The following is a 12308-nucleotide window of genomic DNA, read 5'->3' on the forward strand; positions in this document are numbered from 1 at the left end:
TCAAAATAATTTAAATACCTGCGCTTTCTGTTGGGATAGAGCGGTCAACCTTTTTAACAAGTCCTTGTAAAACATTACCCGGACCAACCTCCGTAAAGGAAGTTGCACCGTCTTCTAGCATACGTTGCATCGTTTGTGTCCATTTTACAGAACCAGTTAGCTGTGCAATTAAATTATGCTTAATGCTGTCAACATCTTTATAAGGTTTTGCATCAATATTTTGGTAAACAGGGCAACTAGGCTCTTTAATTTCTGTGGCAACAATAGCGGTTTCTAATTCCATTTTAGCAACTTCCATCAAAGGCGAATGGAAAGCACCACCAACATTTAACTTTAATGCTCTTTTAGCGCCAGCCGCCAATAATAACTCGCAAGCTTTATCAATACCAGCAATACTTCCAGAAATTACCAATTGACCGGGGCAGTTATAATTTGCAGGCACAACTACATCGCTAACACGTTTGCAGATGTCTTCAACTGTAAAATCATCTAAACCTAAAACAGCAGCCATTGTTGAAGGCTGAATCTCACAAGCTTTTTGCATGGCGTTTGCTCTTTTGGAAACCAAGGTTAGCCCGTCTTCAAAAGAAAGCGCACCTGTTGCCGTTAAAGCCGAAAACTCGCCTAAAGAATGACCAGCGACCATGTCTGGTTTAAAATCGCTTCCTAGTACTTTGGCTAAAATCACCGAATGTAAAAATATAGCAGGTTGGGTAACGTTGGTCTGTTTTAAATCCTCATCAGTACCGTTAAACATAATGTCGGTAATTCTGAAGCCTAAAATATCGTTTGCTTTTTCAAAAAGTTCTTTTGCCAAGTCAGAGTTGTCGTATAAATCTTTACCCATACCCACAAATTGAGCGCCTTGTCCTGGAAATACGTATGCTTTCATATTTTTATATTTGGTTCAAAAATTATTCAATCTTGTGCTTTAAGCTTTTGGTCTTTTGCCTTATGAAAGGTCAGCAGTAATTAGTTTCAAAAATTCAGATCGGGTTTTGTCATTGCTAAAAGCACCTGTAAAAGCCGAAGTAGTAGTTACCGAATTTTGTTTTTGAATACCACGCATGCTCATGCACATGTGTTTACATTCAATAACAACAGCAACTCCCGCAGGGTTTAATGTATCCTGTATACAGTCTCTAATTTCGTTGGTCAAACGTTCTTGCACTTGCAGTCTCCGAGCAAAAACATCAACTACACGCGGAATTTTGCTTAAGCCTACAATATGCCCGTTGGGTATGTAAGCAATATGTGCCTTGCCAAAAAACGGCAACAGATGGTGCTCGCATAACGAGTAAACCTCAATATCCTTTACAATCACCATTTGGCTATAATCTTCTTTAAACATCGCCGATCTTAAAATCTCGGCAGCATCCAAATCATAGCCATGTGTAAGGTATTGTAAAGCTTTAGCCGCTCTTTCCGGAGTTTTTAAAATGCCTTCTCTTTTGGGGTCTTCGCCAATGGCGCCTAAAATTTCTTTATAATGACTGGCAATATTTCCAATTACCTCATCATTATATCGCTCAATCTTTTGGTAACCCGTATCTTCGTTGTCGTTCATCATCTATTCTCCAAAATACTCTACGTAATTGTTTGCAGTTTCGTAAAGTTTAATACAATGTAAAGTGGCACCTCGTTCGGTTATTTTACCCGCAAGCTGCTTCCAGATCTCCATTGCTAAAACCTCTGTTGATGCCATTTTACCTCGCATAAAATCAACATCTAAGTTTAAATTTTTATGGTCAAGCTTATCTACAACGCTCTCTAAAATAATATCTTTAAGCTCTTTTAAATCTATAACAAAGCCAGTTTCTTCGTTTACTTCACCTTTTATAGTAACAAATAAATCGTAGTTGTGGCCATGCCAATTTGTATTAGCACATCTCCCAAAAACCGCTTCGTTTTTCTCGTTGCTCCAATCTTCTCGGTAAAGTTTATGCGCAGCATTAAAATGCTCTTTCCTTGTAATATAAATCATTTTTAAAAAATAATTGCAAATATACGTAAAGGATTTACAACGAAAACCCGCTAGTGAACGGATTTATGTATTTTTGTGGATAGATGACGGTTTGGGTTAAAACAGGATTATTTTTAGGGTATTATTTGGGCGCTTATACACGCTATCCGTTCATACTGCTTCAGGCATTAGCCACAAGGCCGGTATCCACTGCTATCGTTAGCGCAAAACTTACATGTCATGCTAATCCGTCTTTAAAGTACTAACGTTGTCTCCGCTGTGCAAAGTTTGTGAACCCCATAGTTAAATAAAAAATAAAATGAAAATACTATTAGTTGCCGCTACCTATCAAGAAATTGAACCTTTTATTAAACACTATGCGCCAAAATTTAATGCAGATGAATTTTTGAAAATCGGTACAAACGAAGTTAAAATTCTGATAACCGGCGTGGGCATGGTTGCCACAGCTTATGCTTTAGGGAAAGCTTTTGCTCATGAAAAGTTCGACTTAGCGTTAAATGTGGGTATTGCAGGCAGTTTTTATCGCAACATAAAGATGGGGCAACTGGTTGAAGTCCGGGAAGATATTTTATCAGAACTTGGTGCCCAAGACGATGAAGAATTTATTTCTTTAGAACAAATGGAAATGGGCGAAGTAGAGTTCACCGCTTCCGATAAAATACTTATCCGCGAGGGCTTTAGAAAAGTAACTGCAATAACTGTAAACACGGTACACGGCAACGAGGAAAGCATCGCCGATATCCGCGAACGCGTAAACCCAACCATAGAATCTATGGAAGGTGCAGCATTTTTTTATGCCTGTGAGGAAGCAGAAACCGAAGCTTTACAGGTGCGCTCCATTTCAAATTATGTAGAAAAACGTAACCGCCACAATTGGAATTTGCCTTTAGCCGTTAGTAACCTAAATGACTGGCTAATTGCAGGGATTAAAGAGTTTTGATATTTATAGGCTATATACCAGCTGTAACTATTTTGAACTTCTACTTTTAACTTTCCACTCTTAACTTTTTACTTGAAACAACATGAAATTAACTTTAGGCTTTTCGCCCTGCCCAAATGATACTTTTATTTTTGATGCACTCATCCACCATAAAATAGATACCGAAGGTTTAGATTTTGAAGTATTTTTTGATGATGTAGAAACGCTGAATCAAAAAGCTTTCAATCAGGATTTAGACATCACAAAGCTTAGCTACCACGCTTACGCTTATGCGGTAAAAGATTATGTTATGTTAGATGCTGGCAGTGCTTTAGGTTTTGGCGTGGGACCGATGTTGATCTGCAGAAGTGAGCAAGATTTAAGCAATCCAAATTTAAAAGTCGGCATTCCGGGTAAATACACTACCGCTAATTTCTTGTTGAGCCTGGCTTATCCGCATTTGCAAAATAAGGTGGAAATGGTTTTCTATGATATTGAGCAGAAACTATTGAACGGTGAAATTGATTTAGGCTTAATTATCCACGAAAATAGGTTTACCTACCAAGATAAAGGCTTGCAAAAAGTAAAAGACTTAGGCGAATATTGGGAAGAAACCACCAATTGTGCAATTCCTTTAGGCGGAATTGTGATTAAAAGGAGTTTGCCTAATGATATTAAACAAAAGGTAAACCGACTGATCAGAAAATCTGTAGAATATGCTTTTGCTAATCCTAAATCAGCGTTAACCTTTATCAAATCACATGCGCAAGAAATGGATGAAGCTGTAATGTACAAACACATCGACTTGTACGTAAACCAGTATTCTGTTGATTTAGGTGCAGATGGTAAAAAAGCTATTGAGACATTGTTTTCGGAAGCCGTTAAAAAGAAAATTATCCCAAAAATCACGGAAGATTTGTTTTTATAGGATACTTTTGAGAGCATTACATGTAATTGGTGAATGACGATTTGTTTATTCGTTCGTCGAGGAAACTAGATATCACACAAGTAGGTGGCAATGCAATTAACAACTGCCTGAACTGTTGCGTTTATAACCTTTCCCATCCGTCATCCCCAAAATCCAAGCCCATAAACTGAGTTTTTGGTTCTAAATCTAAATAAGGATAAGTAACTTTTGAAAGATATAGCCCTTGTGGTGGAGCTGCACTTAATACTTTCGGCGTTTCTTTATTAATCAAATGATTTTCAAAGTCAGCTACACTTAATTTTCCAGTTCCTACTTTTATTAGCTGACCTATAATAATCCGAATCATTTTTCTCAAAAACCGATTGGAAGAGATCTGAAAACGCATTTGCTTCCCATTAGTTTTTATCAGCCATCTGGCTTCAGCGACATCACAAATGGTATGCGTATTTTTATCGGGCGAGGTACAAAAAGAGCGATAATCACTATATTTTGTAAGTAATAAAGTCGCCTGTCGTAATTTATCAAAATCTAAATCCAAATCTAAAAATTGCGAACTGCAAATGCTTAAAAATGGGTCTTTGTAGGTATGGATAAAATAGTCGTAGCGTCTTTGGATCGCATCAAACCTTGCATGTGGCAAAGCATCCATGGGTATAATATCGAAAACTGCGATGTCATCAGGCAAATTCTGGTTTAATAGGAAAAAGAAATTTTCATTGAGTTTGGTTTTAAAATCTGCATGAAAAAAATACTGACTGGCATTTACGTGTGCATCGGTACGTCCACAACCGTTAATCGTAACCGCAATTTTTAAAACCTGACTAATTTTTTCTTCAATAACCTGTTGCAGGCTAATTACTGCTGCGTTTCTCTGCCAACCGTGGTAATTGGCGCCTCTGTAACCGATATGGAAAAAATACCTCATGTTTTTGTAGCCAGTAAAGATAGGCAAAGCTTACAAACCAGAAGCAAAAAAAAGGTGTCGATTGCTCAACACCTTTTTTTAACCAAACTAAACTAATCACAAAATATCTACTTAAACCGCGATGTTATACGTATCTTTTTGTCTGTATCAAATTTACACAATAAGCAATCAGAAAGTCTTAACGTTTTGTTAAGGAATGTTAAATAGTGTTAAACAACAATACCTTAAAAACAACAACATTACCTTTGTTAAGAGATGAATAGGAAGAGTATTATATTGATTATGACCTTTATGAGCTTTGCTTTGGTAGGGGTTATGGCTATGCAGTTTTATTTTATCAGAGAATCTTACGAGCTTAAAACCCAGCTTTTTGACCAATCGGTTAATGAGGCTTTAAAAAATGTATCGGCAAAATTAGAGAAAAAAGAGGCCTTGGTCTTTTTAGCGCAAAAAGCAGATCTGGCGCATAAAAGAAATGTGGAGATTGCTTTGGAGCACCAGCGTAGAAGAGAGCGTAGAAGAGATAAACGTACAGAAACAAAGGAAGATAAAATTGAAAAATCTACCATTGCTTTTGTGCAGCAGATGAAAGCTAACCAAGCAAAATCGGATAGTATCTTTAGGATTCGCGATAGCTTAATTAGAAGTAGATATCCGTATAAATTGGTTTATAATGGTCCGGTACAGCCCGAAAATCAATCATTGAGTTTTAATTTACGGGTGGATGTTGATGAATTTGTGGACGAATACGGAAATGTGCAAACCGTACAAAGGCAGTCTTTGGTAGAGGCAACACCTACAAAACCTAGTTTACGGATAGTGAAAAGGGGAGTTGCAGTAGTTGATACGGTAAGGCGTTACATGGTGCAAGATCCCGTTTTAGGAACAGTTTTAAAAACAATCCCTAAACCTAATTTCCTGACCGGAATTTCAGAAAAAGAACTCCGTTTGGCATCGCAAAAACGGCTGACGGAAAAGCAGGCTAAAAAGGTTACAAGCTATTTGGACTCTGTAGAACGGGTAAAAGATAAAAGCAGTCTTTTTGAAGATATCGCATCGGAGATGCAACAAGTTAATGTGCCCTTAAAAGAACGAGTGCAGGCACAGAATATTGATTCACTACTTGCGGTAGAGCTTCTTAATAGTGGCATACACTTAAATTACACCTATAGAATTGGTTCGGTACAGGCAGATTCTATTATTTTTTCTACAGCGTCTCAACAATCCACACAATTTTTGCCTCAGAACACTTATAAAACACCGCTTTTTAGTAAAGATATGGTTCGGGACGGTGGCTATTTAATGGTTAACTTCCCACAGAAAAACAGTGTAATCTTGAGCAATATGGGCTCTATTTTGTTTTCTTCTGCCGGTTTGCTGTTGATTTTAGCCGCGAGTTTTATTTATACAATTTCGTCTATTTTAAAGCAAAAGAAAATATCGGAGATGAAAACAGATTTCATCAACAACATGACGCATGAGTTTAAAACGCCAGTTGCTACCATCATGATTGCGAGTGAGGCACTTAAAGACCCAGAAATCAATGATAATATTGCTCGGGTAAATAAGTTAGCAGGTATTATTTACGATGAAAATGTGCGGTTAGGTAACCACATTGAAAGGGTGCTTAACATTGCCAAAATTGATAAAGAAGATTTAAAGCTAGAACGTTTTCCGCAACAAGCCAATGATTTAATAAGTGCAGTTGTTGATAGTATGGAACTACAGTTGCAAAAAAAACATACGGAAGTAACTTTAAATCTAGAGGCTAAAGATTCAACAGTAATTGGTGATGAACTGCATTTATCTAATGTGATTTATAATTTGGTTGATAATGCAAATAAATACAGTCAAGATTCTTCAAAAATCTCTATCAGTACAGCAAATGAAAACCGTAGCCTTGTTATTACTATAAAAGATAACGGTATAGGGATGAACAAAGAACAGTTGAAGAAAATTTTTGAACAGTTTTACCGTATCCCAACCGGAAACCTACACGATGTAAAAGGATTTGGCTTAGGTTTAAGCTACGTAAATACGATTGTAAAAAAGATGAAGGGAACCATCCATGTAAAAAGTGAAAAAGATAAAGGTTCCGAATTTGAAGTTAGGCTTCCTTTAGCCTAAGTTTACGTTAAAAAAACAGCCAACAAAATAAACGCTACAGAAATGGATAAGCAAAGAGTACTTTTAGTAGAAGATGATCCGAATTTGGGGATGTTGTTAGAAGATTACCTGACTTTAAAGGGCAAGTTTGAGGTGGTTTTGCGTACAGATGGTGAAGAAGGACTTAAAGCTTTTGTAGACGGCAGTTTTGATATCTGTATTTTAGATGTGATGATGCCAAAGAAGGATGGCTTTAGCTTGGCTAAGGATATCCGTAAAATAAACGCCAACATTCCAATTATTTTTGCCACTGCAAAAGGAATGATGGAAGATAAAACAGAGGCTTTTAATTTAGGTGGCGATGATTACATTACCAAACCTTTTAGAATTGAGGAACTGCTGTTGCGTATCAACGCATTACTAAAAAGAAGTAGCCAACATACCCAAAATGAAGAGCCAAAACCTACAGTTTTTGAAATAAGCACCTACACTTTTGATTTCCAGTCGCAAATAATTTCTAGAGATGGGCAACAACAAAAAGTAAGTACCAAAGAAGCAGAACTGTTGCGCCTTCTATGCTTAAAAATGAACAATGTGCTCACCAGAGAAGAAGCACTTTTGCAAATCTGGCATGATGACAACTACTTTAACGGCAGAAGCATGGATGTGTTTCTGAGCAAGTTGCGGAAGTATTTAAAAGAAGACCCCCGTGTAGAAATTATTAACGTTCATGGTAGGGGTTATAAGTTGTTGGTAACCTAAGTATTTAGGAAGTACAGGGTGTTTTTACGACCTCTTTTTCTACATGAAAGATTTTCTTCAGAAGGATAGTTAGGTCGGTTTGGTCAAACTATTTGTATAGCCCAATTTTTTTTCTTTTTAGACTACCAAAAGCTACGGCCCCAATAATTTCGTTTGCTGCGATAAAAATGATTTGAAAATAGCTGGCTCAGTGCTTCCACCTAAACTATTAAAATAGATGTTAACCAAAAAATCCCCAGATAATTAAATCTGAGGATTTCTGCGGAATGGACGGGACTCGAACCCGCGACCTCCTGCGTGACAGGCAGGCATTCTAACCAGCTGAACTACCACTCCGTTTGGTTAAAAACTTGTATTAAATTTTCAATTTTATTCCCCTTACATTGCGTTAGGGAGTGCAAATATAGACAAAATAGATTAACTCCAAAATTTATTTTAAAATAAATTATTCTCCATTACCTTCTTTCATTTTTTCGGCATTTTCAGCAAACTGTAAAGCTTCCAAAATCTCAGTTAAATCGCCATTCATAACTGCTGGTAAGTTGTAGGTAGTCAGTCCAATGCGGTGTTCGGTTACCCTTCCCTGCGGATAATTATAGGTTCTGATCTTTGCCGAACGGTCGCCAGTAGAAACCATTGTTTTTCTTTTGCTGGCAATTGCTTCGTTGTGTTTTGCAAGCTCACGTTCGTATAAACGGCTACGCAACATCTCCATTGCCCGCTCACGGTTTCCTAATTGTGAGCGCTCAATTTGACAAACCACCACAATTCCAGATGGCCTGTGCGTTAATTGAACTTTAGTTTCTACCTTATTTACGTTTTGCCCACCAGCACCACCAGAACGCGAAGTCTGTAAGTCAACATCAGCCGGGTTAATGTAAACATCCACCTCTTCCGCCTCAGGTAAAACCGCTACCGAAGCTGCCGAAGTATGCACACGTCCCTGCGTTTCAGTTTCTGGTACACGCTGCACTCGGTGAACGCCCGATTCGTATTTTAATACACCGTAAACGTCCTCTCCCGAAACTTTAAAAATAACTTCCTTGTAGCCTCCATTGGTGCCTTCTGTGACTTCTAAAGTTTCGCAACGCCAGCCTCTGTTCTCACAATAGCGCACATACATGCGGTATAAGTCGCCAGCAAAAATTGCAGCTTCATCACCGCCTGTACCACCTCTAATTTCTACAATCGAATCTTTTTCGTCACCTTCCTCTTTCGGAATCAGCATTAAACGGATTTTTGCCTCTAGTTCTTCTTTCTGCGGTAACAAAGCATCCAATTCCTCTTTCGCCATCTCTCTAAACTCCTGATCCTTCTCAATCGCTAAAATATCCTTGTTCGAATCAATATTGCTCACCACATCCCTGTAAATAAAATATTGGTCCACAATCAATCCCAAGTCCTTATATTCTTTACTTAACTGGGCAAAACGCTTCATATCCTGCGTTACTTCCGGGCTACTCAGCTGAATCTCTACATCGTCTCTACGTTGCTTTATAGCTTCTAATTTCTCTAACATATTATTTTCTGAAAATGAGCCGGTAAAAAAACCGGCAGGTTCTGTGTTGTTGGGTTAATGCAGTCCCGCTGTACGCTTATACACCTCAAAGGCCTTAACCGCGGTGGCCGGTATCCGCTTCCATCAGGTTTAGATACGCAGGTCACTACAAAAAACTCAGTTTTTTTTAACCGACCACAAAGTTAAATCTTTTTCCCTTAAAATGATAAGCCGGTTAAATCTTAACGTTGCTTTTTTAAACGCCAAAGAATCTGGTAGTGGGATTTGCTTTAAATCAAAAGTTTGGTAGTTATAACTCAATAGCTCGTTGTTTTGGGTGAAATAGATGTCGTTGTCATCCACATCAAAATCAGCTTTGGGGTAAATCACTGCGGTTTTAACAAAATTTCCATACTTATCAAAAATGCGTATACCCGCCGTAGTATCATTAATATAAACCTGTTGGTCATCTGTAAGCATAAAATTCGCTTGCATATCAAAACCGTTGCGTTGGTAAATATTTCCACTTTTTAAATCATCCACAAAGTAATTAGTGAGTTTGCGCAACTCGCGGTTAATTTCATCGTAAGCCCAAAAACCATTATTATTGGCAGACGCCATTAAGGAGATTTGGAGATTTGGGTTTTGGTTGAAAGTGTATTTGCTAATTTCGCCAAGATTATTGTTAAGCACCACAACCTGTTGATAAGCGGGATAATATAAAACAACCCTTAAGGGATCAGTTACGTCAAGCTGTGTGATTTCTCCGTATGACTTATTGGTGTAATTCCATAAAAACTTACCATTAGGGTTAAACTTTAACAATTCATTTTGAGGTGTAACCACAAATAAATTCCCCAAATTATCTACGGTGGCTATTTTTGCCACGGTATCTATCTTGGCAATCAAAGTGTATTCTTGGGCGTAAATATTTACGTTCCAAAAAAATAGAAGTAAACCAATAAATACTTTTAAAATCGTGGAATTCAACTTTTGCATTGGGTTGGGTTAGGTTCAAAGTTTTTCAACTGCACTTCTTTTCCATTAAAAACAGCGTAACTTGTAAAGTTTACCCATTCGCCTAAATTAAAATATTTAGCCTTTTCAATTTCCAACTCAATTGGGAAATGCCGATGTCCCATGATCAAATAATCAACCGCTCCAAATTTTTGCTTCAATTCTTTATAATATGACGTTAGCCATTTTTGTTCAAAGTCTTTTTGTAAGTATTCTTGCTTTTTATTGCCAGCAATTCTGCTTTTCTGGCTCCAATAATTTGCTATCCCCACCCCAAAATTTGGATGCAACCTAGCAAAAAGCCATTGGCAAAATTTGCTTCTAAAAAAGTTTTTCAAAAGTTTATAAGCATTATCACCTTTTCCTAAGCCATCGCCATGGTGTAAAAAGAAACGTTTACCATTTAAATCTACAATTAATTCATCGCTGACAATAGTTGCGTTTAGCTCTTTTTCAAAATAATCGAAAACCCACATATCGTGGTTGCCTTTAAAAAAGTATAATTTAATTCCAGCATCACTCAGTTCTGCCAGTTTTCCTAAAAGGCGGATATAGCCCTTTGGTACAACGGTGGCGTACTCAAACCAAAAATCAAATATATCGCCCATTAAAAAAACAGCAGTTGCATCTTCTTTAATAAAATCTAACCATGCAACTAACTTAGCCTCTCTAACTCTGCTACTTTCGTAGTTTGGAGCGCCTAAGTGAAAATCCGATGCGAAATAATAATGCGTTTTCTTCATTCGCGATAAATATGATTTAAAATTATGTAAAATATGCTTTTAAATCATATAAATATGATTTTGGATGAGCCTGCTATCGAGTTAGCTCGTAAGAATCTAGGATTTATGCACCTGTTAAACCCTCAGAAAAGAAAATAGGATGATAGAAAAAGTTAGCATCTATTTAGGACTGGAGACCTAAACATTATAAAACATCCTCACCAAATAATTGATCTGGTAAACAACTCCCATTACCCAGGGAGTTAGTTTTGTAAGGATAGTTTCTAAAATTGCTGGTATCATCAATTATTTTAAAAGGTGGTGTCTGTTCTTTTAAAATAAAAATTGTGCCGAAATATAAATGGGTTGAAAATAATTTATAAATACCTGGTTTTTAGGTATAAAAAAGCCAGCCTTTAAAAAGACTGGCTTTATATAATCAATCAAAAAAATAAAAACTAAACAGAAAAGCTTGTTCCGCAACCACAAGTACTGTTTGCGTTTGGGTTATTAAAAACAAAACCACGGGCATTTAAGCCTTGTTGAAAATCAACTTGCATGCCTGCAAGATAAAGTCCGTGTGCTTTGTGCATAAATACTTTTATTCCATCAATGCTATATTCGCTATCGCCCTCTTTTGTTTGGTCAAAGCCTAAAACGTAGCTCATTCCAGAACAACCACCACCTTCAACGCCTAAACGTAAACCAAATGATTCATCGAGTTCTTGTTGCGACATCAATTTTTTGATTTCCTTTTTAGCACCTTCTGTTAAGGTTACTGGTGCCACAGCTTCTATTGTGTTGCTCATAAAAATTATTTAATATCCAAATATACAGGAAAATGTAGATTTTTGTTTTTTAATAAGCTTATTTTACCGCCAATTTACATTACAACATGGATATTTCTGTTTTCTTTTTTGATCTTTTAAAATATACCCTTGCTGGTCTTTTTGTGTTTTTTACCGCCTACTTTGTGCTCAAAAGCCATTTCGATACCTACTATAATCTTAAAGCTTTGGATTATAAGATTTTGGTTGCAAAAGATATGTTGCCACTAAAATTGCAGGCTTATGAAAGAATGACGCTTTTTGTAGAACGCATTAATCCGTCTAATCTGATGTTGCGTTTACATCAGCCCGGAATGACGGCTAAAGAGATGCAGAGCTTGGTACTTACCGAAGTAAAAGCTGAGTTTCAACATAATATCTCGCAACAGCTATACATTAGCGCTGACGCGTGGAATATTATTAAGCGAGTAAAAGATGATACCATTGGATTGTTGAATCAGGCTGTAGGGAATCTAAATCCTGATGCTAGCGCTGTAGAGTTGAGTAAGCTCATTTTTGTTAAATTGGATGAGCTAGAAGAGAACCCTTATGATTTAGCGCTTTTAGTGATGAGAAATGATCTGCAGGATTTATAACAGTAGATTTTAAACCCTTTCGCA

The 12308-nt window shown here is 37.1% G+C and carries 13 protein-coding genes and 1 tRNA gene; 5 read left to right on the plus strand and 9 right to left on the minus strand.

Annotated features, from left to right (window positions below; all coding sequences use genetic code 11):
• Positions 1-10: 10 nt before the first annotated feature.
• The 3 genes from fabD to B176_RS20800 are packed head-to-tail and all read right to left on the minus strand — an operon-like array spanning position 11 to position 1984.
• Complete coding sequence (fabD, locus tag B176_RS0102835) at positions 11-892, minus strand: ACP S-malonyltransferase (protein ID WP_017257263.1); 882 nt, start codon at positions 890-892, stop codon at positions 11-13.
• A 60-nt stretch (positions 893-952) separates the two neighbouring features.
• Complete coding sequence (folE, locus tag B176_RS20795; protein WP_017257264.1) at positions 953-1570, minus strand: GTP cyclohydrolase I FolE; 618 nt, start codon at positions 1568-1570, stop codon at positions 953-955.
• Positions 1571-1984: a 6-pyruvoyl trahydropterin synthase family protein gene (locus tag B176_RS20800; RefSeq protein ID WP_017257265.1), complete on the minus strand. Its 414-nt coding sequence runs from the start codon at positions 1982-1984 to the stop codon at positions 1571-1573.
• 298 nt (positions 1985-2282) lie between these two features.
• On the opposite strand from B176_RS20800, the gene mqnB reads away from it, so the two are divergent.
• The gene (gene mqnB / locus B176_RS0102850) at positions 2283-2924 is read left to right on the plus strand and encodes a futalosine hydrolase (RefSeq protein WP_017257266.1); all 642 of its coding nucleotides are present in this window, start codon (positions 2283-2285) and stop codon (positions 2922-2924) included.
• A gap of 82 nt (positions 2925-3006) precedes the next feature.
• The gene (locus B176_RS0102855; RefSeq protein WP_017257267.1) at positions 3007-3831 is read left to right on the plus strand and encodes a menaquinone biosynthesis family protein; all 825 of its coding nucleotides are present in this window, start codon (positions 3007-3009) and stop codon (positions 3829-3831) included.
• A gap of 121 nt (positions 3832-3952) precedes the next feature.
• On the opposite strand, the gene B176_RS0102860 is transcribed toward B176_RS0102855, so the two are convergent.
• Entirely contained in the window at positions 3953-4756 is an 804-nt protein-coding gene (locus B176_RS0102860; RefSeq protein ID WP_017257268.1) for a tRNA pseudouridine synthase A, read from the minus strand.
• A gap of 255 nt (positions 4757-5011) precedes the next feature.
• Here B176_RS0102860 and B176_RS0102865 point away from each other — a divergent pair, with 255 nt between their 5' ends.
• Positions 5012-6883 (plus strand): sensor histidine kinase, encoded by a 1872-nt coding sequence (locus B176_RS0102865; protein WP_026063128.1) that lies wholly within the window; start codon positions 5012-5014, stop codon positions 6881-6883.
• Between the two features lie 42 nt (positions 6884-6925).
• Positions 6926-7624 carry a response regulator transcription factor gene (locus tag B176_RS0102870; RefSeq protein WP_017257271.1) on the plus strand — a complete coding sequence of 233 codons (699 nt, stop codon included), beginning with the start codon at positions 6926-6928 and terminating at the stop codon, positions 7622-7624.
• A 262-nt stretch (positions 7625-7886) separates the two neighbouring features.
• Here the strand turns inward: B176_RS0102870 and B176_RS0102875 are convergent.
• The 5 genes from B176_RS0102875 to B176_RS0102895 all read right to left on the minus strand — a co-directional run bounded on the left by B176_RS0102875 (position 7887) and on the right by B176_RS0102895 (position 11670).
• Positions 7887-7960, minus strand: a tRNA-Asp gene (locus B176_RS0102875).
• A 109-nt stretch (positions 7961-8069) separates the two neighbouring features.
• Positions 8070-9143 carry a peptide chain release factor 1 gene (gene prfA, locus B176_RS0102880; protein ID WP_017257272.1) on the minus strand — a complete coding sequence of 358 codons (1074 nt, stop codon included), beginning with the start codon at positions 9141-9143 and terminating at the stop codon, positions 8070-8072.
• 156 nt (positions 9144-9299) lie between these two features.
• Positions 9300-10121 carry a hypothetical protein gene (locus tag B176_RS0102885; protein WP_017257273.1) on the minus strand — a complete coding sequence of 274 codons (822 nt, stop codon included), beginning with the start codon at positions 10119-10121 and terminating at the stop codon, positions 9300-9302.
• Positions 10109-10882 (minus strand): UDP-2,3-diacylglucosamine diphosphatase, encoded by a 774-nt coding sequence (locus B176_RS0102890; protein WP_017257274.1) that lies wholly within the window; start codon positions 10880-10882, stop codon positions 10109-10111. Before B176_RS0102890 ends, B176_RS0102885 begins: the two co-directional genes overlap by 13 nt.
• Before the next feature lie 437 nt (positions 10883-11319).
• The gene (locus B176_RS0102895) at positions 11320-11670 is read right to left on the minus strand and encodes a HesB/IscA family protein (RefSeq protein WP_017257275.1); all 351 of its coding nucleotides are present in this window, start codon (positions 11668-11670) and stop codon (positions 11320-11322) included.
• A gap of 86 nt (positions 11671-11756) precedes the next feature.
• Between B176_RS0102895 and B176_RS0102900 the strand changes: the two genes are divergently transcribed.
• Complete coding sequence (locus B176_RS0102900) at positions 11757-12284, plus strand: DUF7935 family protein (RefSeq protein WP_017257276.1); 528 nt, start codon at positions 11757-11759, stop codon at positions 12282-12284.
• The last annotated feature ends 24 nt before the right edge of the window (positions 12285-12308 follow it).

Origin of the sequence: Pedobacter arcticus A12 (assembly GCF_000302595.1) — a bacterium.
Classification (GTDB): domain Bacteria; phylum Bacteroidota; class Bacteroidia; order Sphingobacteriales; family Sphingobacteriaceae; genus Pseudopedobacter; species Pseudopedobacter arcticus.